22 protein-coding genes are annotated in these 22330 nt (G+C 67.6%); 4 read left to right on the top strand and 18 right to left on the bottom strand.

The features are described 5' to 3' along the window. Positions 1-2: 2 nt before the first annotated feature. The 3 genes from JOF55_RS15140 to wrbA all read right to left on the bottom strand — a co-directional run bounded on the left by JOF55_RS15140 (position 3) and on the right by wrbA (position 2309). Positions 3-638 carry an alpha/beta hydrolase gene (locus JOF55_RS15140; RefSeq protein ID WP_310274754.1) on the bottom strand — a complete coding sequence of 212 codons (636 nt, stop codon included), beginning with the start codon at positions 636-638 and terminating at the stop codon, positions 3-5. Further along, positions 635-1603 carry a ring-cleaving dioxygenase gene (locus tag JOF55_RS15135; RefSeq protein ID WP_310274752.1) on the bottom strand — a complete coding sequence of 323 codons (969 nt, stop codon included), beginning with the start codon at positions 1601-1603 and terminating at the stop codon, positions 635-637. The genes JOF55_RS15140 and JOF55_RS15135 overlap by 4 nt, the downstream gene beginning before the upstream one ends. A gap of 94 nt (positions 1604-1697) precedes the next feature. Then, positions 1698-2309 carry an NAD(P)H:quinone oxidoreductase gene (gene wrbA / locus JOF55_RS15130; RefSeq protein WP_310274750.1) on the bottom strand — a complete coding sequence of 204 codons (612 nt, stop codon included), beginning with the start codon at positions 2307-2309 and terminating at the stop codon, positions 1698-1700. A 276-nt stretch (positions 2310-2585) separates the two neighbouring features. On the opposite strand from wrbA, the gene JOF55_RS15125 reads away from it, so the two are divergent. Then, a complete protein-coding gene (locus tag JOF55_RS15125; RefSeq protein ID WP_374727513.1) occupies positions 2586-3044 on the top strand; it encodes a MarR family winged helix-turn-helix transcriptional regulator in 459 nt (152 codons plus the stop codon). Between the two features lie 39 nt (positions 3045-3083). Here the strand turns inward: JOF55_RS15125 and JOF55_RS15120 are convergent, their stop codons facing one another. From JOF55_RS15120 to JOF55_RS15095, 6 genes are all read right to left on the bottom strand, one after another. Then, entirely contained in the window at positions 3084-4022 is a 939-nt protein-coding gene (locus tag JOF55_RS15120) for an EamA family transporter (protein WP_374727512.1), read from the bottom strand. Positions 4023-4162: 140 nt separating this feature from the next. After that, positions 4163-5506 (bottom strand): PPE domain-containing protein, encoded by a 1344-nt coding sequence (locus tag JOF55_RS15115; protein ID WP_310274743.1) that lies wholly within the window; start codon positions 5504-5506, stop codon positions 4163-4165. A gap of 63 nt (positions 5507-5569) precedes the next feature. Next, entirely contained in the window at positions 5570-6151 is a 582-nt protein-coding gene (locus tag JOF55_RS15110; protein ID WP_310274740.1) for a DUF3558 domain-containing protein, read from the bottom strand. A gap of 4 nt (positions 6152-6155) precedes the next feature. Then, positions 6156-6566 carry a hypothetical protein gene (locus JOF55_RS15105; RefSeq protein ID WP_310274738.1) on the bottom strand — a complete coding sequence of 137 codons (411 nt, stop codon included), beginning with the start codon at positions 6564-6566 and terminating at the stop codon, positions 6156-6158. A 117-nt stretch (positions 6567-6683) separates the two neighbouring features. Beyond that, complete coding sequence (locus JOF55_RS15100; RefSeq protein WP_310274736.1) at positions 6684-6887, bottom strand: DUF397 domain-containing protein; 204 nt, start codon at positions 6885-6887, stop codon at positions 6684-6686. Beyond that, positions 6884-7735 carry a helix-turn-helix domain-containing protein gene (locus tag JOF55_RS15095; RefSeq protein ID WP_310274734.1) on the bottom strand — a complete coding sequence of 284 codons (852 nt, stop codon included), beginning with the start codon at positions 7733-7735 and terminating at the stop codon, positions 6884-6886. Before JOF55_RS15095 ends, JOF55_RS15100 begins: the two co-directional genes overlap by 4 nt. Before the next feature lie 141 nt (positions 7736-7876). Between JOF55_RS15095 and JOF55_RS15090 the strand changes: the two genes are divergently transcribed. Next, positions 7877-8122: an HC3 family zinc finger protein gene (locus JOF55_RS15090; protein WP_310274733.1), complete on the top strand. Its 246-nt coding sequence runs from the start codon at positions 7877-7879 to the stop codon at positions 8120-8122. A 358-nt stretch (positions 8123-8480) separates the two neighbouring features. On the opposite strand, the gene JOF55_RS15085 is transcribed toward JOF55_RS15090, so the two are convergent. The 9 genes from JOF55_RS15085 to JOF55_RS15045 all read right to left on the bottom strand — a co-directional run bounded on the left by JOF55_RS15085 (position 8481) and on the right by JOF55_RS15045 (position 20334). Further along, entirely contained in the window at positions 8481-9326 is an 846-nt protein-coding gene (locus JOF55_RS15085) for an ESX secretion-associated protein EspG (protein ID WP_310274731.1), read from the bottom strand. Positions 9327-9768: 442 nt separating this feature from the next. Then, positions 9769-10290, bottom strand: a complete 522-nt coding sequence (locus JOF55_RS15080; protein ID WP_310274729.1) for a general stress protein — start codon at positions 10288-10290, stop codon at positions 9769-9771. Positions 10291-10470: 180 nt separating this feature from the next. Further along, entirely contained in the window at positions 10471-14178 is a 3708-nt protein-coding gene (locus JOF55_RS15075; RefSeq protein WP_310274726.1) for a patatin-like protein, read from the bottom strand. Between the two features lie 108 nt (positions 14179-14286). Further along, positions 14287-15066, bottom strand: coding sequence for a phosphate ABC transporter ATP-binding protein PstB (pstB, locus tag JOF55_RS15070; protein ID WP_310274724.1), 780 nt, complete (start codon positions 15064-15066; stop codon positions 14287-14289). Between the two features lie 29 nt (positions 15067-15095). Continuing rightward, positions 15096-16184, bottom strand: a complete 1089-nt coding sequence (gene pstA / locus JOF55_RS15065; protein ID WP_310274722.1) for a phosphate ABC transporter permease PstA — start codon at positions 16182-16184, stop codon at positions 15096-15098. Beyond that, positions 16184-17119, bottom strand: coding sequence for a phosphate ABC transporter permease subunit PstC (gene pstC, locus JOF55_RS15060; protein WP_374727511.1), 936 nt, complete (start codon positions 17117-17119; stop codon positions 16184-16186). The genes pstA and pstC overlap by 1 nt, the downstream gene beginning before the upstream one ends. A 113-nt stretch (positions 17120-17232) precedes the next feature. Then, entirely contained in the window at positions 17233-18309 is a 1077-nt protein-coding gene (pstS, locus tag JOF55_RS15055; RefSeq protein ID WP_310274718.1) for a phosphate ABC transporter substrate-binding protein PstS, read from the bottom strand. 426 nt (positions 18310-18735) lie between these two features. After that, entirely contained in the window at positions 18736-19215 is a 480-nt protein-coding gene (locus tag JOF55_RS15050; RefSeq protein WP_310274715.1) for an HAD family hydrolase, read from the bottom strand. Between the two features lie 159 nt (positions 19216-19374). After that, the gene (locus JOF55_RS15045; RefSeq protein WP_310274713.1) at positions 19375-20334 is read right to left on the bottom strand and encodes an HpcH/HpaI aldolase/citrate lyase family protein; all 960 of its coding nucleotides are present in this window, start codon (positions 20332-20334) and stop codon (positions 19375-19377) included. 91 nt (positions 20335-20425) lie between these two features. Between JOF55_RS15045 and JOF55_RS15040 the strand changes: the two genes are divergently transcribed. Both JOF55_RS15040 and JOF55_RS15035 read left to right on the top strand, forming a co-directional pair. After that, positions 20426-21727, top strand: a complete 1302-nt coding sequence (locus JOF55_RS15040) for a magnesium transporter MgtE N-terminal domain-containing protein (protein ID WP_310274712.1) — start codon at positions 20426-20428, stop codon at positions 21725-21727. Then, the gene (locus JOF55_RS15035) at positions 21720-22262 is read left to right on the top strand and encodes a DUF1003 domain-containing protein (RefSeq protein WP_310274710.1); all 543 of its coding nucleotides are present in this window, start codon (positions 21720-21722) and stop codon (positions 22260-22262) included. The genes JOF55_RS15040 and JOF55_RS15035 overlap by 8 nt, the downstream gene beginning before the upstream one ends. Positions 22263-22330: the final 68 nt, after the last annotated feature.

Here is a 22330-nt window from a genome sequence, read left to right as displayed (position 1 = left end):
GCTCATTCCGCCGTGCGCAAGCCGTTCCGGAACCACTGCGTGGCCTCGTGCAAGCCGTCGTCGGTGATCCGATGGCCGCCGGGATGCCGATGCGACCGTACTCGTGCACCACGCTGCTCGAGTGCCGTGACGAGCTCGTCGGCCGGTTGCAGAGGCGCCATCGGATCACGCTCGCCGTTGGACAGGAACACCTGTGTCTCCGCAAGGTCGTGCGCCGGAGGCTCGGGCACGGGCAGCATCGCGGCGAACAGAATGGCCTCCCGGAGCGCATCCGGACGCAGGAGTGTCAGCGCCGCCGCGATGTTGGCACCATTGGAGAACCCGACGGCCACGAGTCGCCGCGTCCCCAACCCGTAGTGTTCACGGGCTTCACCGAGGAAGTCGGCGAGTTGGTGCGTGCGCGCGATGACGTCGTCGGTGTCGAAGACACCCTCGGCTCGTCGCCGGAACCACCGAGCTGCTCCGTTCTCCGAGACCGTGCCCGCCGGGGCCAGCAATGTGGACTCCGGGCTGAGCTGCTCGCCCAGCCCGACCAGGTCCTGCGGGCTGCCCCCGGTCCCGTGCAGGAGCAGCAGGACGGGAGCGTCCGCCGATCCTTCCCGGAAACCGTGGCTCAGGGAGAGATCCGTCGTGCTCATGCGGACAATTCCTCCGGGTTGTTCTCACTGGGCAGGTTCAGCTTCGGCAGCGTGGCCTCGATCTGCTCGCGGTTCGGCTCCAACCACGGAGGCAGCTTGAGCGCGCGTCCCAGCTCCAGCAGTGGTTCGTCGGCGGTGAATCCGGGATCGTCGCTGGCGATCTCCAGCAGCGTTCCGCCGGGCTCGCGGAAGTAGATCGACCGGAAGTACTGGCGGTCCAGGATGGACGTGACGCTCACGCCGCTGCCCACGAGTTCCTGCCGCCAGTTCGCCTGGGTCTGCTGGTCGGGAGCACGCCAGGCGACGTGGTGCACGGTGCCCGCGGCGACCATGCCCCGAGGTGCGTCCGGGGTGACGAGCACGTCGGCGAAGGTTCCCGGGCCCCCGTCGCCCGCGGCGAACCGGAACCGGTTGCCCTCCTCGGAGACCAGGTGCAGCCCCAGCCCGTCCAGCATCCCGGCGGTGGCCTCCTCCTGCGTGACCGACAGCGTCACGGAGTGCAGGCCACGGATGCCGTGCTCGGCCGGAACCACCCCGTTGTCCCAAGGAGCGCGCGGATCGCCCTGCGGATGTGCGACCAACGACAGCATGAGCCCGTCGGGATCACGGAAGGTCAGCGCGTCCTCGCCGTCGCGGTTCCGGATGTGGCTCGCCTCGACACCGACGTCGTCGAGGTGCTTCTGCCACCAGCCGATCGAGTGCTCGGGTACCGAGAACGAGGTCGTGGTGGCCTGTCCGGTGCCCTGGCGCCCGCTGGGCGCGCCATCGAACGGGAAGAAGGTCATCAGCGATCCGGGCCGACCGGACTCGTCACCGTAGTAGAGGTGATAGGTGCCCGGGTCGTCGAAGTTCACCGTGGACTTCACCAGGCGCAGTCCCAGCGTCTTCAGGTAGAAGTCCGCATTGCGCTGCGGATTGCCCGCGATTGCCGTCACGTGGTGCAACCCGCTGGTTGCGATGGTCATGTTGTCCTCCTGGACCGAGGAGTGAGCCGGTGTGGGGCCGGTCGATGTCTCGCGGAATCGACCGACCCCGCCCCGGACGTCGGAACCGCTCCGCTCAGGCGGCGCCGTTCTTGAGTGCCTTGGCCACGGAGACCACGCGCTTGGCCTGCACGGCCGCGGCCGTGCGAGTGACGTCGTCGACCTTGTTCTCACCCTGGGCGTCCACGTGGCTGGTGCCGTAGGGGTTGCCGTCGACGAACTTCGAGCCCTCGGTGAAGCCGGGGCTGACGATGATTCCGCCGAAGTGGTGGATCGTGTTGTACAGGGCCAGCAGCGTCGACTCCTGACCGCCGTGCTGGGTCGCGCTCGAGGTGAAGCCGCTGTAGACCTTGTCGGCCAGCAGTCCCTGCTGCCACTCGCCACCCAGGCCGTCGATGAACTGCTTGAGCTGTGCGGCGATGTTGCCGTACCGGGTCGGCGAGCCGAAGAGCACCGCATCGGCCGAGACCACGTCGTCGGCGGCGACCTCGGGCACCGACCGGGTGGCCTCGACGTTGGCCCGCCAAGCCGGGTTCGAGTCGATCGCGGCGTCGGGTGCCAGTTCCGGCGCCTTGCGCAGCCGCACCTCGGCACCGGCCGCCTCGGCCTCGGCCACGAGCGTGTTGGCGATCTCGGCGATCGTGCCGGTGGACGAGTAGTAGATGACGCTGAGCTTCACGGGCTCCATGGGTGTTTCTCCTGTTCTGCACTGCCCTGCGGGTACCGGACTTGCCCTGCCGGTGCCTGCGGTGAAGTGGCTGCTTGCCGCCACCACGTCGGACACTACTCAGAACGTCTCTCGCTCGCAAGATATTTCCTTGGAAAGGAAAATATTTTCTCTTCACCGATCACCCGGTAGCCTGGTCGGCGGCGAGGCAGCAACGAAAGAGGGAGAACCTTGGACGCCGACGTCGCAGCGGCCGCACAAGCGGGACGGGAGAAACCGGAGCGGGGCGATCCGTGCATCGATGACGACGAGATCGTCACCTGGTGGGGCCTGGTCATCGAGGGCTACCACGTCACCCAGGAACGGTTGATGACCGAGATCGCCAAGCGGTTCGACCTGGCCCCCGCCTCCTTCGACATCCTGGTGCGCCTGATCCGGTCCCCGGAGCACCGGCTGCCGATGACCCGCCTGGCCCACGAAGCCGCACTCAGCAGCGGCGGCTTCACCAAGGTCGCCGACCGCCTGACCGCCGCGGGACTGATCGAACGGCAACCCTGCGAAACCGATCGGCGGATCACCTATGCCGTACTCACCGACCACGGCCGCGAGACCGCCCAGCAGGCGCGGCAGGCATGCGCCGAGATCCTCCGCGAGCGTGTCCTGGCTCCGCTCGGCACGGAGATGTCGGCGTCGCTGGCCGAAGCCATGCGCACCCTGCGGGAAAGCAACAGCGGCGACGCGGAAACACCTCGTTGAATGCGTCGTCGTGGCTGGTCCGACCGTCGCAGCGAGCTGTTATGCGGCTCCGGTAAGCGGGTCGGTATCGAAGCGCTCCGCCTTTCCCGATGCGGAGCGCTGTGCGGCGTAGGCTCCGATGAGCACGAGCATCCCGCCGACAAGTTGCACGGCACCGAGGTGCTCGCCCAGCAGCCACCACGCCAGGATCGTGGCCACCACCGGTTCCAGGAAGGCGATCGCTCCCGCGATGGGTGCGGACAGCTTGCGCACGGCCATGATCCCGGTCAGGTAAGCAAGCACGGTGCTGATCAGCACGATCCATCCGACGGCAAGCAGAGCAGGGATCGTACGACCGGCCAGGGCGATCTCACCACCGAGCACCGACCAGTCGACCTCCCAGGGGCGAACGAGTACGGTGACCACGCCCGCTGCGAGGAGGAGCCCGTAGGCGGCCAGTGCGCGCGGGTCCACGTCGGCACCGGTGTCCGACAACAGGAAGTAAGCGGCCTGACAACCGGCTGCACCGAGCGCCAGCAACAGCCCGACCGGATCGAAACTCAGCCCTGCCCAGATCTCGACCACCGCGGCCAGCCCCACCACGGCGATCGCCACTCCGATGGCCGCGCTCGGTGTGACCGGTTTGCGGAGCACGAATCTGACCCATCCCAGCACCATCACCGGTCCCAGGAACTCGATCAGCAGCGCGACCCCGACGGGAATGCTGGCGATCGCGGCGAAGTAGAAACCCTGCACGCCGGCGATGGCGAACAGACCGTAGCCGAGCAGCAGCTTCGGGGCCCGACGTACCACGTCGAAGTGTCGGACCGCGAAGGGCAGCATCAACAGCGCCCCTCCCGCTATTCGCAGCCAGGTGACCTGCAACGGGCTCAGACCGGCACTGATCAGCGGCTTGGCAAACGGCCCCGATCCGCCGAAGCAGAACGCCGAGGCCACCGCGATGGCCACACCGGTGGACTTGGGACTGCGGGCAGTCACCGATGCCCCGGTCCCCGCCGCATGTTCGCCTGAATCAGCTCGCACGCCGTGCCTTCCTCACCGCTCCGAAGAGCCTCGATGGATACGTCGTCCTGGCAATCCGACTGCCACGATGACGCATTCACCCCGCTGTATCCGGCTCAGGACAGGGACCGCTCCCCTCCGCGGCTGTCGCCTTCTTCGTGGGGACGCGGCGGGGGCTGCACCGGTTCGAGGTCGCCGCCGATGACCGGCGGAGCGGTGCGGGGCAGGCCCAGGTCCTGCCAGGCCTCGTCGGTCGGGACCATGTACTTGTTCTCGTGTTCCTCGTCCTCGTCGCCGCCCTGTTGACCGCCACGGGCGCCGGCCACCGGAGCTCCACCGCGCACACCTCCGGCGCCAGAGGCCGTGGGAGCCGTGGCACGAGGGGTACCGGCACCGGGTGTGCCGAGCGTGCCGCTTCCCGAGCGGCCACCGGGTGCCGGGCCGCTACCACCACGACCGGTTCCCACACCGGTACCTGCTCCCCCACGCACACCCGAACCCGCACCGGAGCCACCTCCGACGACACCACCGACGAAGCCACCACCCGAGCCGGTGCCGGGCGTGCCGGTGCCGGGCAGGGGCGCCGGACCGCCGGTGGCCGGGGGCTGGGTCGCCCAGGAGGATTCGCTGCCTGCCGGGTCCGCCGGCGCCGAGTTCCCACCATCGGCAGCACCACCTGGGCCGCTACTGCCGGGGGCACCGCCTGAGCCGGGTGCGGCGCCACCAGGAGTCGAACCGGTCGGAGACTGCCCCGAGCCCGCCGCGCTGTCATCGGCGGCGCGGTACGTGCCGCCCACCTGCAAACCGGAACCACCGCCACCGGCCCCGGCACCGCCCGCGTTCGGGTCCACGGCGCCGACCGGCTGAGCCTCGGCACGGTTGACCTCGCCACCGAAGGTAGGAACCGGGGAGAAGCGCTGAATGCCGGAGGTGCGGTCGTTGCTGGCCTGGGTGTAGCCCTCGTACTGGCGCCGTGCCTCGGCCTCGACCTCGTCGTGAAGCTGCTCGTGCTTGGCCTGCACGCCCTTCTTGACTCCGTACGAGACCGGGTTGATGTAGTCGGTCCAGCCGATGTTCGACGGCGGCACCTGGTGCGGCGGCGGGAACGCGGCCTTGAAATCGGCCGAGGCCTGCGCCTGCTGCTCCACTGTGGACCCTACCTGAGTGGCCACGCCGATGGACTCCCGCGTGGCCTGCTGCAGCGGTTTCGCACTCGCGCGCATCGAGTCGCCGGCCGCACCGCGCACGGCCACCTCGGAGTCCTTGAGCACACCCTCCAGCTCGGCGTGGGCAACGTCGAACGCGTCACTGACCTGGCGACCCCAGTCTCCGGCGGCCTGCGACATGTCCGCCACGCCCGGACCGGTCTGCCACTCGTTGTAGATCTTGGCGTGATCGAAACCGTTGTGGGCCGTATCGACATCATCACCACCGAACAGCCAGCCAAAACCCAGCACCACGACCACACACCTCCCTCTCTCGCGCTGTGGATGGACTCGGGGTGGGCGGAGGCTCCGCCCGGATCAGGCCGGAGGCAGGTTCTCGAGCACCATGCCCGCGATCTTGTCCGACATGGCACACGGATCGGCGTACTCGGGGGCGCCGCGTCCCGCACTGCCGACCGTGAAGGACACCGAAACCACATCGGTCTTCGACGTACCCACGAACGTTCCGCAACTGATGTCGCTCGGATACGAGTGCACGGCTGGGTATCCGCGCACTCGATGGGTGGGCTTGCCGGACTCGCTGTTGTTGAACGCTGCCGTGCGGATGCCCTGCCCTTGCACCGTGTCCGGAGAAACACTGATTGCCAGTTTCTGGCTATCCCATAGACACTGCGCCTGCCCCCACGGTGATTTCCCGTCCGGCTGAGGTTCACCGGCACCGAGCTGCTGCACCTGCTGCGGAGTCAACAACCGGCAGGGATCGGAGATCGCGGCCAGGTCTTTCGGCTGCGAGATGGAAAATGGGCTCTTCGTCGCCGAGGGCGAGGTCTCACTGCCCGTGGTCGGCTCGGGAGTTTCCGCTCCCGGACCGGCACAGCTCGCCACTCCCGCAGCGAGCACAGCGGCAGCGGCGGCACGGGTGATGTATGTGGTTCGCACCGCTTCAGACCATCCGATTCGCTTCGTCGACGCGCTGGGTGTCGGTGATCGCCTGCTGCACAGCAGCCTTGAAGTCGTCCACCCACTTGATCATTCCTGTGGCCGTATCTTCGAGGCTGTTCGGCCCGCCCGAGGCCCGCTGGGTGATGTTTCTGGTGACCTGCTTGGTCACCTCGTCCCACGCGGGCGGCGCGATATTGCTCAGATTTCGGGATAGACGCAGGGCCTCACGGTACTTCCCCCGCACCCGGTCGAGGCCGGACAGCAGGCGGGGCAGCATGTCGGGCTGAACCTCGAAGGTCGTCTGCCCGTGCACGGTTCCCGCCGTGATCATGGCCGCACCCGTGACCGGATTGAACGGCGTCACAGCCTGACCCACGATCCGCATCTCGGCCGGGCTCATCTCCTCGCTCATCCCGCTCCCCTCGGTGAGACCGCCCCTCGGCCCCGCCGATGATCGTGGCACAGAGCCACACCCGCGTGGGCGAAAATGGATAAAACCCCTACCCGGCCGCTGCCCAGCGCCCTCGGATCAGGACCTCTTTGCCTTGAGGTGCGCGAGGAAATCCGCCCACGCGCGCTCGCCGAACATCAACATCCCGCCGTGACGATCCTTGGTATCGCGCACCCCCACCGCAGGACCCACAGACACCTCGACACAGTTACCGGTTCCATTGCTCCTGCTGGACTTACGCCAGCTCCCAGTCAGGGGACTCAATTCAGCGTTGGCCTTCATCCTGCTAGCTCCTCGGCAGCTGTTTTGATTAACTCCATGCTCTCCTTGGGAGATAATGCCAAGGCCGTGATGGCATTGAACGTATAGGTGTACGCACGTATCTCGTGAGGCTTCTCCCGGAAGGCCCAGGACGTCAATGTCTCCAAGTACACGGCCTCCGGATCGGTGGGCTCGGGGAAACTCAAGATCATGTAGTTCTCACCGCGTCCCGGGTGCGCTCCTGTGGTGAACGGCACGACCTGCACCGTGACGTTGTATCTGGCCACCGTGTTGATCAGGTGATGTAGCTGCTCGCGTAGCACTGCGGCACCGCCTACCTGGTATCGGATGGCCTCCTCCCCAATGACAGCTGTGAGCTGACAGTCGGGCTCGGCCAGACGCTCCTGACGCCGCATCCGAAGATCCACCCGCCGCTCGATGTCCTCAGGACGCACATACGGTGTCGCAGCGCTGATCACAGCTTCCGCGTAGTTCCTGGTCTGGAGCAATCCCGGAACGACGCCGCCTTCATAGGTGCGTAGCCAACTGGCCTCCGTTTCAAGGCCTATCAGCACTTCGACCTGCTCTGGAAGCACATCGACGAAGTCGTGCCACCAGCCTTTCTTCGCGGCGTCACGACGCAGCTCTTGCATGTGCTCTGCTTGGTCGGCGACAACATCGAGGTGGGTCAACGCCGCATCAAGCTGCTTCGCGGTGAGGACCGCACGGCCGTTTTCGCACTGCGACAGATGCGACTGCGAAACGCCCGCAGCCTTGGCGAGTTCAACACCTCGGATATTGGCGTTCGTCCGCAGGTCGCGCAGTTGGGCACCCAAGCGACGGCTACGCACGGTCGGACTCATTGCCATGTGTGGGCCTCCTCGGCAGGACTCGTTGATCTTCCCCTCCTGGCCACCTCCGGCCAAGGCAACCACCCGATCGGGCGTCTTGTGGATCCTCACAATATCTAGAAATATTTTGTGATGTAGGAACCAACCGAGGAGGTAGTGATGCGTAGTGATGGGACGCGGGTGGGGCTTTGGCAGCCGGTGTCGAGTGGTCGGCATGCCTTCGGAGTGCGGGCGCGTCAGGCCGAGCCGGGCGAGACGGTCGAGGCGATGTGCGGAGCCGAGGTCGACACCGATGAGCTGCAGCGGGTGGCCGAGGAAATCGACTGGATCATGAAGCAGACCTGTATGGACTGCTGGCGCCTGCTGAAAGAACAACAGCAGCAAGCCCAACAGCAGCAGTCTTAGCAGCCCCCAAGACCCGGTTTCGCGCGGTGACCCCGACCCGCGCGGGACCGCCCGGTGGCCGGGCAGCGCGCCTCTCCCCGCCCGGCCACCGGATCCATCCCTGCCAGCGGAAAGTCACCTCACCGAATGAGCAACACCGCACAACCACCGACCGGCTACTGGGCCGCCTTCGGTTACCAGAACCATGTCATCGCCCTGCCGGCCGTGCCGGACCGGCGCGGCCGGATCGCCGCCCTGTGCGGCGTGCTGACCTCGCCCGGCGACCTCACCGACACCGACAACCGGTCGGTGTGCGGATGGTGTTCGACCAGGTCCGCACCGGCCGGGTACGTCTTTCCTCCCCCACCTGACCGCCCGATCAATTCCGGGCGACCCGCTCGTGCAACCGGTCCACGTACCGCTGGGTGGTCGTGGCGATCAGCGCGGTGTCCGCCGGGGTCACCGTCGTCGTCTCCCCGTTCGGGGGCTGCCGGAACATCGCCACCCACCCCGATGGCGCGTGGTGCACGTTGATCGCGAACGGTCCGATGTGCAGCGAGTTGTTCTCATCGCGGACGGCCACGGCGATCTGGGCGGTGGTCCGGTCGGCCATGTTCGTCAGTGCCCCGACCGCCTGCGCGTCCGCCGCAGGCACGTCCTGCCTGCGCAGTTCGTAGCTCATCCACTCGCCCTGGTCACCCCGGTGCTTTTCGCCCTCGGCGCCGGCCACGGCCAGCACCTCGGTGGACACCGAAACCGCACGCCCCTCGGCAGGTGCTCTCTCCGGCAGGCACGCAGCCAGCGACTGCCACGCCGCCTCCGGGCGCAGCTCGTCGACGGTCACGTCCTCGCGCTCCAGGACCACTCGGTGGGCCAGACCGTGCTGGGCCACCAGCACCCGCACCTCGTCGGCCTCCGGATCACCGATCTGCAGAAACCCGCAGGAGGAGCCGTGCACCAGCGAGGTGACGATCTCCTCCCACTGATCGTTCAGCTGCTCGTCATCACCGATCCAGCCCTTGTGCCGCGCGCTCGCCTCCGCCTCGGCCAGCACCGCCACCGGATCCGCGGGCTGTTCCAGACCGCTGTCCCGCGAGGTCAGAAACGACGGCAGGGCGAATCTCCCTCGCCCCTGCGCACCGCGCACGAGACCGGCAGCGTGTCGCTTGCGCGCATGCCGCACGATGGCCCCCAACTCCCAGAACGTGCACCGCACCCCAGTCATTCGCGCCTACTCCCACCGCTGTCCATGATCGGATTCCGGACGAGCTTAGCTACGTCGCCGTCGCGCCGAGTGTCAATACGCACATCCGAACAACACCCGAGCCACGCAGGGCCGTGGTCTCCGGCCTACCCGCTCTCGGGGCGGTTCTCGGCGGGCTGTGGACTGCTGCATGCTGCCCGTGGCACTTGAGCCGCGAGCGCCACGGGCAAGAACATCTCGAAGGACAGGCGTTGACAGCGGAAAAAGCCATCCACCACGTGCAGCACCATCTCCGGGAGATCGCCGGGTCGAGTCGGATACCCACCGGCCATGGTCCCGAGTAAGCACGGCCTCCGTACCCGCTCGGCACTGCTGAAGCAACAGCGGGCGCACGGCCATGGCGTTCCGTGTGTTTGTGCAGTTTCGCGCGAAACTGCACAAGCACAACCGCACGTAGTACCGGTTACTGGGAGGGCGGTGGGCGCATGGCCAGGCGGGCGAGCAGGTCGCGGCCCTGCTCGGCGTGGCCGGGTTGGGCCAGTACGTCATAGCGGCCCGCGACGAGCTGGCTGGCCGACGAGAAGTCACGGCGTCCTCGGGTGGAGGCGTAGCCGACGGCGGCGAAGATCATGCCGAAGATCACACCGGCACCCAGGCCGACCAGCACCGGGCCGAACCACATGCCCTGTGCGGAGAACAGGCCCATGATGAGGCCGACGAACAAACCGAACCAGGCACCCGAGGCCGCACCCCCGCCCAGGACACGTGCCCAGCTCAGCCTGCCGGTGACACGCTCCACGAGCATGAGGTCCACGCCGACGATCGTGACCTCCTGCACGGGGAACTCGTTGTCGGCGAGATGATCGACGGCGCGCTGCGCCTCCGCATAGGTGCCGTACGAACCGATCGGCCAACCGGTCGGTGGGGTGGGCAGGCTCGGGGCGCCCGGCCCCGGCCGGGCGGAGCCGGAAAACGGGCTGGACACCGCTGACACCTCCATGACACTGGCTGCCCTGGTCCGGGCGGCTCGCTGCACTGCGTTACTCGACTGTGTTCCTCGCCCGGGATGGTCGCGTCCTGTGTCGCTTCCACACGTGCCGCTTCCGCCCTGGGGCTGCTCGCTGTGGTCAGGCACGAAACCTGCCACTCTCCTGTTCCTCCCAGGCTACTCCGCCGGATACGGCGGGAGATCATCTCCCGCCGTTCGGCCTTCCCGCAAGCGGGTCGAACCCGCCGCATGCGCACGTTCGGGCCGCGGGCGCGGAGGGAGCACATCGACCGTGCCGAGCAGCAGCATGTGCGCGTACGCAGCGACGACCGTGGCCACCGCGATCCAGCCACCGACGGACCATCCCAGCCACGCAGCACCCCACATCGCCGAACCGAACACCACCGCCGTCAGCACGGTCGCAAGGAGCCGGCCGCTGCTGCGATAGGCGAACGTCGCAAGCCACGCCACCAGGACCGCGAACACAGCCAGCCCCAGCGGCCCCAGCCGCAACCCGGTCGTCAACAGCCAGTAGCCGCCCGCGAGCAGAGCACCGCCGACGAACAGTGCCGGGACCCCTCTCGCGAACCCATGGCCATGGCTCACCCGGCCCGCGACCTGCCAACCGAGCCACCCGGCGGTGACCACTGCCAGGGCGAGAGCGACATACACGCCGGGGCCGAACGAGACCCCCGAGAAGTCGAAGAAGGTCAGCCACTGCGGAGAGCGTTGTTGCTCGGTTCGGAGCCGCTGAGCCGATTCGAGGACTTGGGACATCTCCGTGCCGAACAGGTTGATCACGGTGTCCGCAAGATCCGGGGCGGAGCCGTCCTTCCAGGTCATCGTCCACGTCATTCGGTCGGCGCCACCGCCGTCCGGCAGCAGGTCGGAGGCGGAGTGGGCACTCGACTTCGCCCCGATGCCCAGTCCCGTGAACGTGCTGCCCGCCGCAGCGAGGAAGGCGACCAGGGCGGCGCGCGTGGGAGCGGCGGCCACGAACGCCAGGGTCAGCAACAGCGGTTTGAGCAGCATGGTGCCGCATCGCGCCAGTACCGTCGGCACGCCGCTGCGGTTCGGCAGGAGAGCGCGGTAGGCGATCAGGACGAACCGCGTGGCCATCGACGCCTTCCGCTGCTCGTCGAGATCGGTGGCGCGTCCGCGCCCGACGTCGTAGTGCCGCACCTGTTCGACGAGCCGAGCCGGTTCGGTTGCCTGGGCCACATCGGCCGCATCGGGATCGGCACCGGAGGCCACCGAGGAGACGAACGGAACCTCCTCGGCGGCGATGGCCCACTGCAGACGCTCGGTGAGGACCGTACGGGTCTCGGTCAGCGGGTGATCGCTGTCGGGCCGCGCGAACAGGGCATCCAGTTCGGCCCGCACATCCCCGGCACGCGCTGCCCACTTCTCGGCGAGAAACGCACGCCATTGCCGGGTGCCCGCCTCGTCGAGCTCTCCGAGTTCGGCCCGTGTCGGGCGGCAGACAACGGCCTGGAGGGCATCACCGAGTCCTTCCGCACCGAGGTCCGCGTTGTACTGCCGCAGGCGAACAGGGTCGGTCAGCAGCGGGACGAGATTCGCGGCCGAGTCGAGCCGGCCCCACATCCAGTCGTTCGCGCGCCACTTCGCGGACAGGAACGCCGCGAAATTCCCCAGTGCGGAACCCCGGACCTTGTCGGCGACGCGGATCCGGCCGTCCCGGCTCGCACCGCCCCGCCGTAGCGAGTCGAACGGAAGCGGCGTGTGCGTGTCCCCGGCGACACGCAGGAAGCGGATATGCGTTCCGGCGGCACCTCCGGCATCGAGCGGCGCCGTGAGCACGACCAACCGGTGCAGAACGGCGGCTTGCTGCTCGGGGGCCGCACCTTCCAACATCGAGTAGGCGAGCTGCTGCGGTTCGCGGGATCCGGCACGGTCGCCGACGGCGGCCGCCATGCGCGCGAGCACCCGGTGCAGCACCGCCCTCGCCTCGGCCACCGCATCCACCGGGCCGGTGTCCGGGGAAGTGCGGGTCTTCTCGCCGGTGTCCCCGGGTCCCTCGGTGTTCTCCGGGGTCTCGGGTTCGGCACTCGCATCCGCACCCGACGATTCCACTATGGATGAAATTTCCGCGGCGAACTCGCCCAGGCATCGTTGGAAATGCTCCCCCAGCAGCTCCTCGTCCGCCTCGGCCGCCTGCAGAACCGCCCCCAGCAGTGGCCGGATCGGCGACGGCAGGTGGTGCTGTAGCCGGCGCTGCCGCCGCGCCATCCGACCGACCCACCCGTCGAGCTCCTCGAGCCGGGTGATCGGCTCCCACAGTGCCCCGGTGATCCAGTATCGATCGGCGTGATCCGCGAGGACCTCGCCGAACACGCGCAGTCGGTACAGCGTCGCCTTGCACCGGCCGATCTCCCGTGCCTGCTCCTCCGGCACCCGGTGTTCCAGGTCCTGCGCCCAGCCGAGGCATTCGTGCACGCCGGACAGCAAGCCGCGGACACCGTCGAACATCGCCTCCGGAGCATCGGAGGCCAACCTGCTCAGCCGTGCGGACAGTGCTTCGCGCAGCTCGGTTCGCGCCGAGCTCGACCACTCCGCGAGCGGGTCCTCGGCGACCGGCTCCAGGAGGCGGCCGTGCTCGGTCGGCTCCGGGTCGGTGAGCAACCGGTGCACGGCCGCGGCATCCAGTTCCGCCCGAACGACCGCGTGATCACCCAGCACGGACTCGACATGCTCGGCCAGCACCCGCTGCCGTCGACCGGGTGCTGTCGCGGCGAGCTCGGCGAACAACGCCCTCCTGCGCAGTTCCGTTCGCCGCACCGCATTGTTGTGCTCGTCCAACGCCGCGATGTCGGCCAGCAGGGACTCCTGCCCGAGCTTGGCCTGCAATGCGGTGGTGGTGACGGGCAGCGCGAACCGGCGCCCACCGGATTTCCCGGTACCTGTTCCCCGCTGCGCACCGGTTTCCGGCTGCGCGGGCTCGGGGTTCAGGTACAGCAGCCAGCGCTCGGTCGGCCGGTCGGCAGGCGCATCGGCGATCGAGCGAATCGCCGAGGTCACCGGGATGTTGTCGAGCACTCCGCCGTCGATCACCCGGAACGACCGGCGCCCGGAGGACGTGCCCGTCCGCGAGAACAATCCGTACATGTTCGGTACGTCCTCGGCGGGTTCCGCGGCGGACGAGTACACCTCGGAGGGCTCGAAGGCCAGCGGAAACGACGAGGTCGTACGGGCCGCCTGAGCCAGGCGTCCTGCCGTGCCGGGAAATTCCTCCTCGGCGCCGAAATCGGACAGTGGCAGTCCGGGTCGGCCCCGGTGCCGGAACCGGAATGCGGCTCGACGCCGCTCCTTCGTGATCGGCTCGGCACGGCCGTCGAGGTGCCGCTCGACGACCGGATCCAGCAGTGTCGCCGTGAGCAGGAGATCCACTCGGTTCCCCAGTGCCTCCGCCCGGCCGGGTGCGGGCACGTGCTCGGTGATCGCGCGGGCGAGTTCGGGTCGGAAGTAGGCATCGCCTTCCAGCAGCGACTGCGGTCGACGGTGCCAGAACTTCGGTACCGGGCGGGCCATCGCCTCCAGATCCGCCAGCCGCACCCACGTCCGCCGCATCCCCTCGAACGGCATTCCGTAGACGAGCGAAGCGGACAGCAGGGTCGCGTTCAGGCCACCCGCCGAGGTGCCTGCGAGCACGTCCACCTCGACCGAGTCGTATCCGGCGAGCCGGGCCAGTTCCCCCCACGGGTGCACCTCGCCGGAGGTTTCCCGTCGTCGCGCGGCGGCGTTGCGCACGTGCTCGATCTCGGAGACCGCACCACCGATCCACACCGCCATGCTCACGCCACCGCGCATGGCCAGTGCCAACCGAAGTTGCTGCTGATTCGGCCGTGACGGCCCGGTATCGACCACCTCGAAGTCCGCCTCTCGGTCGGATGCCCGCTCAGTGCGGCGAAACTACCGCGCACACCATCCACTTCGGAACCGCCGACCGGATGCGGCCAGAGGGGAAAGCACTCCTCACCCGAAACGGCCGGAAATGTAGTCCTCGGTGGCAGCGTGCGTCGGGGTCGAGAAGATCGTCTGTGTTTCGTCGAACTCCACCAGCTCACCGGGCTGTCCCGTGCCCGCGATGTTGAAAAAGCCGGTGTAGTTGCTGACCCTGGCGGCCTGCTGCATGTTGTGGGTGACGATGACGATCGTGTAGTCCTTCTTCAGCTCGGCCATGAGGTCCTCGATGGCGTGAGTCGAGAGTGGATCGAGTGCCGAACAGGGCTCGTCCATCAGCAGTACCGCGGGCTCGACGGCGATGGCGCGCGCGATGCACAGGCGCTGCTGCTGCCCTCCGGACAACCCGGACCCGGGCTTGTGGAGACGGCCCCCCAGTTCCTCCCACAGATTCGCCCCACGCAGCGACCGCTCGACCACTTCGTCCACTGCGGACTTCTTCATCCGCTTGTTGTTCAGCCGCAGACCGGCGGCGACGTTCTCATAGACCGACATGGTCGGGAACGGGTTCGGCCGCTGGAAGACCATCCCGACCTGCTTGCGGACATCGACCGGATCGATATCGGAGTCGTAGAGGTCCTCATCGTCCATGACGACCTTGCCCTCGACCCGCGCACCCGGCATGAGCTCGTGCATCCGGTTGAGCGCGCGCAGATAGGTCGATTTCCCGCAGCCGGAGGGGCCGATCAGTGCGGTCACCGCGCGCGGCTGGATGGTCATCGACACGCTCTGCACGGCTCGGAAAGAGCCGTAGTAAATGTCCAGGTCCTTGACGTCGATGCGCTTTGCCACTTCTACGTCCTCTTCGGATCGGTACCGCTTCAGCGGCTCTTCGGGGCGAAAAACAGGGAGATCAACCGGGCGACGAGGTTGAGCAGCATGACGATGACCATGAGGGTCAACGCCGCCGCCCACGCCCTGTCCAGATAGGGGTCCGGCGGGACACCCGGGGTCGCGTACTCGTAGTAGGCGAACACCGACAACGTGGCCATCTGCCCCTCGAAGGGGTTGAGATTGGTGCTCGCGGTCGTGCCCGTCGCGATCAGCAGCGGCGCCGTCTCCCCGATCACCCTGGCGACCGCCAGCGTCACGCCGGTGCTGATTCCGGCCACCGCGGTCGGCAGGACGATCCGCAGGATCACGCGGTACTTGGGAGTTCCCAGCGCGTACGCGGCCTCACGGAGATCGCTCGGCACGAGCTTGATCGCTTCTTCGCTGGAGCGTACGACCACCGGGGTCATCAGCACGCTCAGCGCGACCGCACCGGCAAAGCCGGTAATGGTGCCCGGGCCGAACAACAGCCCGAACAGGGCGTAGGCGAACAACCCGGCGACGATCGACGGGATACCGGTCATCACGTCGACGACGAACGTGATCGCTCTGGCCAGCTTGCCGCGGCCGTACTCGACGAGGTAGATCGCGGTGAGCAGGCCGATCGGCACCGACATCAGCGCGGCCAATCCGCAGACGATCAGCGTGCCCATGAGGGCGTGATAGGCACCCCCACCCGCACCGACGACACCACGCATCGAGTAGGTGAAAAACTGCAGGTCGAAGCGCTCGAGACCCTTGGACACCACAGTGATCAGCACGGAGATCAGCGGCATCAGCGCGAGCAGGAACGCGGAGGCGACGATGGCCGTAAAACGCCGGTCAGCGGCCTTGCGCGCGCCCTCGACGAGGCGCGACCAGGCATAGATCGCGATCGTGTAGAACAACACGGTCTCGATGGCGAAGAGGACGACAGCGAAACCCGTGATCGACGACAGCAGGCCTGCCACGAGCATCCCCGCGGCCAGGGTGGCCCATGGTGCCCATCGGGGCAGGGCGCCACGCGCGATCGCTGCCGAGGAGGACACGGCCTCGGAGTCGGGCCGCGTCGACGAAGGAGAAGTGGTCGGGGTGCTCATCAGTTGGCTCCCGAAGAGTCGCGGCTCCGGTTGACGATCGCTCGGGCGAGCATGTTCACCACCAGCGTGATGGCGAACAGGACGAGGCCGGAGGCGATCAGGGTGTCGATGGCGATGCCGGAGGATTCCGGGAACTCCAGCGCGATGTTGGCCGCGATCGTCGACGGGTTGCCCGAACTGATCAGGTTGAACGTGACCCCGCCGGACGTCGAGAGGACGATCGCCACGGCCATCGTCTCGCCCAGCGCGCGTCCGAGACCGAGCATGGACCCGCTGACGATGCTGGAGCGACCGAACGGCAACACCGCCATCCGGATCATCTCCAGACGAGTGGCACCCAGCGCCAGGGAGGCTTCCTCGTGCAGGCGTGGCGTCTGCACGAAAGCCTCCCGCACGACCGCGGTGATGATCGGCAGGATCATCACCGCGAGCACCAGTGCTGTGGTGAACATGGTGCGACCGGTGGTCGAGACCGGGCCCGCGAACAGCGGGATGAAACCGAGGTTGTCCTCCAGCCACCGGGTCAGGCCCGTGGTAGCCGGCGCGAGCACGGAGAATCCCCAGAGGCCGTAGATGATGCTCGGCACGGCGGCAAGCAGGTCGATGATGTAGCCCAGCCCCTGTGCGAAGTGACGCGGGGCGTAATGGGTGATGAACAGCGCGATGAGCACCGCCAGCGGTGCGGCGATCACCAGCGCCAGCACGGCCGCCCACAAGGTGCCGAACACCAGCGGCCAAATGTAGACGACCAGTCCCTCACCGCCCGGGATTTTCTCGTCCGGGGCGAGCAACGCAGGCCAGGCCTCGATCAGCAGAAACGCGGCGACGCCGGCCAGGAGCACGAGGATCAGGATGCCCGCACCGGTCGCGGTACCGGTGAACACGCGGTCTCCCGGCCGCTGCCTCGCTCTGCGGCGTTCGGATGCGCTTTGAATGGTATCGGTCACACGGGTTCCTTCGAGTGATGCGGTGGACGAGGAAGCGTCACACCAAGTTCGGGGAGGTTCCCCGGCAGAGACCCTCCCCGAACTCACAGTCGGTGCGTGTTTCAGCTTGCGCCGATGGCCTGCACAGCGGGCATCAGCTTCTTGCGCAGCGCGTCCGAGATCGGTGCCGAACCGGCCGCCTCGGCAGCCGCCTGCTGGCCCTCGGCACTGAGCATGTACTCGAAGTAGGACCGCACGAGTTTGCCCTTCTGCGGATCGTCGTAACTTCCGCAGGCCATGCCGTAGGAGACCAGAGCGATCGGGTACGTGCCGGACTCCTTGGTGTCCCGGGCCAGGTCGTAGGCGAAGACGTGCTCGCCCTGTCCCTTGATTCGCTTCGAGACCTCCAGCACCTTCGCCGCGGCTTCCGGCGAGTACGGGACGAATTCGTTGCCCACGCCGACGGCCACCGTGCCGAGCTCACCCACGCGGCTGGCGTCGAGGTAGCCGATGGTGCCCTGTCCGGCCGAGATGGCGCGCTTGACACCCGAGGTGCCCTTGGCCGCCTCGCCACCCGGAACCGGCCAGTTGCCGCTGACCTCGTGCGGCCACGCCTCGCCTGCTGCCACCGACAGGTAGTCGACGAAGTTCTCGGTCGTTCCCGACTCGTCCGAGCGGTTCACCGGCGTGATGGGCAGGTTGGGCAGCTGCACATCGGGGTTGGTCGCGGCGATGGCCGGGTCGTTCCACTTGGTGATCTTCTGGTTGAAGATCTTGGCGATCGTCGCAGGCTTGAGCTTCAGCTGATCGACGCCCTCGAGATTGAACGCGACCGCGATCGGGGAAACGTACGTGGGAACCTCGACAAGCGTGCCGCAGCGCTTCTTGGCGGCGGCCAGCTCCTCCCCCTCGAGAGCGGCATCGGTCCCGCCGAAGTCGGTGGCGCCCGAAACGAAGCGCTCACGTCCCCCACCGGAGCCGATCGGCGAGTAGTTGACCGTGACGTTCGGGTTCTTCTTGACGAACTCGGCCCGCCATGCCTGCTGCGCGGCCTCCTGCGAGCTGGCACCCGCACCATTGATGGTCCCGGACAGACCCGATCCCTGACTGCCGCCCGCAGCTTGTTCGTTGGCGGCACCGCAGGCTCCCAGAACGAGAGTGAGCGCCGCTGCCACCGGCAAGGTGACAGTGCGTCTCATGATACTGCGCTGCACAGGTTTGCCCCTTTCGACCTGGCTCGGCCGACAAGCGCCGACCGTTGTATTCGCTGGCGAAGGGAACACTAAAGCGTGAAAGTGACATGGCCGAGCAACTCGGATGAACAGACGGGAAATAGCACTCGACGAATATTCGTCATCACGGTGACGTCACAAAAGTAACCGGATATTCAATTCCGGACTCGAGCACGGCCGGGCACCGTACCGCCCTCGTGGGCCGGACCCTCCCGAAGAGCCGACGACACAAGAAAGCGTACCCGAAACCCGATGTACTCACCACGGCACGCGGAGTAATCGTCGTCGATTTTCGACACCGGGCGCTCCGGCCTACCGGGCACCGGATGAAAAACCGCCGAGAGAACTTTCCCCACCCCAGGTGCAGGGCGTGCGGTTTTGCCGAAAACCGGCTCAGGCATGCCCCTGCACGGCGAACAGCCTGTTGGCGGTAACCCGTAGTGCCAGCCCCCGATCGAACCGAGCAACCACGGCCTCGGCCCCCGCTGCCCGCAGGTGCGACCCCGAGTGGAGCCCACCGGAATAGCCGAAAGCGACGACACCGGCCCGGCGAGCCGCGACGATTTCGGAATCAACACCGCTCACGCAGGCCAGGCGCGGAAAGTCGTGATTCACGGCGGCCAATTCCGCAACCGGTTCCTCGACGTCGGCGATCACCATCGACAACAACCCGCCGATACCCAGACGACGTGCGTCGCGTGCGACCACGGCCAACTCGACCGACGTCACCACGATCACCGGAATCGCCGCTGCGCGCGCCCCGGTGAGCATCTCGGAAGTTCCGGGCACCAGCCGTGCGCGCCGATCCCCGGGGCCGTCGATGAGCGTGCCGTTCCAGCCGAGCACGACCGCACGATTCCCATCGGCAACCATTCGGATCTCCCGGGCCGGACGAGCTCACGCACCCAGCTTTGGGCAGGAAAACCACAGCCGCCACACACTCCGGGTGAACACCCGGCGAACATCGGCCGGACGAACGAGGACACGTCCGTCCGGCCGCCCGAGCTCACCGGGTCTTTCGACACCCGGGTTTCAGTCCCGGGGCGGGGTCCAAGGCTCGGTCCGCCGCATTCCGGCGGCACGTCCCTTTCCCGCGATCACCAGCGCCATCTTGCGCGAGGCCTCGTCGATCATCTCGTCGCCGAGCATCGCCGCGCCGCGCTTGCCTCCCGCCTCCGAGGTGTGCCACTCGTAGGCGTCGAGAATGTTCTCGGCGTGGTCGTAGTCCTGCTGGCGCGGGGAGAAAATCTCGTTGACCGCATCGACCTGACCGGGGTGCAGCACCCACTTCCCGTCGAATCCCAGCGCGGCCGAACGACCGGCGACCTGCCTGAGCCCGTCGATGTCCTTGATCTGCAGGTATGGACCGTCGAGGACCTGCAGGTCATGGGCACGCGCGGCCATGAGCAGGCGCATCAGGATGTAGTGGTAGGCGTCTCCGACGTCGTAGCCGGGTGGTTGCTCCCCCACCACCAGCGAGCGCATGTTGATCGAGGCCATGAAGTCGGCAGGGCCGAAAATGAGCGTTTCCACCCTCGGTGAGGCCGCCGCGATCGCGTCGACGTCGACCAGGCCTCGCGCGTCCTCGATCTGTACCTCGATACCGATCGCCCCGGCGTCGAGCCCGATCGCCTTCTCGAGCTGGGTCAGCGTCAGGTCCAACCAACGCACCTGATCGGGACTGCCGACCTTGGGAAGCATGATCGTGTCCAGCGCCGATCCCGCTCCCTCCACGACCTCGATCACATCCCGGTAGGTCCATTCGGTGCTCAGGCCATTGACCCGAACGGTGCGGGTTTTGCCGTCCCAGCCACCCTCGTTGAGCGCGGCGACGACGGTCTCCCTGGCCGATGCCTTGGCCAGTGGCGCGACCGCGTCCTCCAAGTCCAGGAAGAACTGGTCGACGTCCAGACCGCGTGCCTTGTCGATCATCTTCGGACCGGATCCGGGAACCGCCAGACACGTGCGGCGGGGGCGATGACGGTCGACCACTGCAAATCCTCCTCGAGCCGGGACACGACCTCTCGTGTCTACCACCCGCGTGAGCGTGTCCCGAAGCGCGCTCGGGACTAGCCTGATCAGCGTGGCGGGCACGAACAGAGTCTATGCCGCGCAGATGGCCGGACTGGCCGTGTTCGGACCGGACGGCGAATCGATCGGCAAGGTGCGGGATGTGGTGGCCGGGCTGCGCCCGGATCGCCGACCCCCGCGCGTGCTCGGTCTGGTGATGGAGATGGCCACCCGCAGGCGCATCTTCGTGCCGATGCTGCGGGTCACCCGGATCGAGGCGGGTGCGGTGATGCTGGCGACCGGCACGCTGAACATGCGGCAGTTCCACCAGCGCCCCAACGAGGTTCTCGTGCTCGGCCAGCTCCTGGATGCCCGGGTCACCGTGGCTGCTTCCGGGTCCCCGGCGATGCTGGTCGATGCGGCGATGGAGCAAACCCGCACCCGCGACTGGCAGCTCGGCAAGCTCGCCGTCCGGGAGCGCACCGGTCGACTCGGGCGCCGTGGGCCGGTGCAGGTACTGGCCTGGGACCAGATCACGGGTCTGGCCGTCGCCGAACTGACCGACCAACCTCAGGGCGTGCACCAACTACTCACGGTGTTCGACACGATGCGCGCCGTCGATGTGGCCAGCGCGCTGCACGAACTGCCCACCAAGCGGCGTTACGAGGTCGCCGAAGCACTCGATGTCGAACGGCTGGCCGACGTCGTCGAGGAGTTGCCGGAGGAGGACCAGAAAAACCTGGTCGAGCACCTGGGCGAGGACCGTGCCACCGAGCTGCTGGAGGCCATGGACCCGGACGACGCTGCCGACCTGCTGGCCGAATTGTCCGAGAGGGACAAGGAACGGCTGCTGGAACTGATGGCACCGGAGGAGTCCGCGCCGGTCAAGCGGCTGCTGAAGTACTCCTCCGATACCGCGGGCGGACTGATGACACCCGAACCGGTGATCGCCGAGCCGGACGCCACCATCGCCGAGGCACTCGCGATGGTGCGCAACGCCGAGCTGCCGGTGGGCCTGGCGAGCATGGTCTTCGTGTGCAGGCCCCCGTCGGAAACACCCACCGGTCGGTATCTCGGTTGCGTGCACATCCAACGGCTGCTGCGCGAGCCACCGTCCAACCTCGTGGGGGGTGCCCTGGACACCGACCTGGCGAGCCTGCCCCCGGCAGCACCGCTGACCGAGGTCACCCGGTACTTCGCCGCCTACAATCTGGTGTGCGGACCGGTCCTCGACGATCAGGAGCATCTGATCGGAGCCGTCACCGTCGACGACGTGCTCGACCACCTGCTGCCGGAGAACTGGCGGCGCAGCGGGTTGCCCGACAGCGACGAGTCGGCCGCCGCCGTGCAGGAAGCGGGTGCCGGCAATGCCTGAGCTGCTGCCCCGACGGCGGCTCGACCAGCCGCGCCAACCCCGCCGCTTCTCGCTCGATCTCGATCCGGAACTGTTCGGCAGGCTCTCCGAACGGATCGCCCGGTTCTTGGGGACCGGCAAGTTCCTGTTCTGGCAGACCCTGCTCGTGGTGACCTGGATCAGCCTGAATCTCCTCGCCGTCTCCCTGGCCTGGGATCCTTACCCGTTCATCCTGCTCAACCTCGCGTTTTCCACCCAGGCGGCCTACGCCGCGCCGCTGATCCTGCTCGCCCAGAACCGCCAGGACGACCGGGACCGGGTGTCTTTGGAGGAAGACCGGGCACGGGCGGAACAGACCAAGGCCGACACCGAGTACCTGGCCCGTGAGCTCGCCGCGCTGCGCCTGGCCATCGGCGAGGTCGCCACTCGGGACTACCTGCGCGGCGAACTCGATCGGCTGCGCGACGAGTTGCCCGGCACGGAGAGCACGAGCGCCCGACGACGCCGGAGCGGTCCGAAGCCGGATGCGTGGAACCCGAGCGAGGAGCGGAGCTGACCACGGTCCGCAGCCGCAGCCGCAGTCGCAGCCGAACGGAAGGTCCGAACCGCGGCGCGCCGGACCAC

The organism is Haloactinomyces albus, assembly GCF_031458135.1.
GTDB classification, from domain to species: domain Bacteria; phylum Actinomycetota; class Actinomycetes; order Mycobacteriales; family Pseudonocardiaceae; genus Haloactinomyces; species Haloactinomyces albus.
Note: the sequence above shows the minus strand (reverse complement) of the source record. Positions and strands in the feature narration are given on the sequence as shown.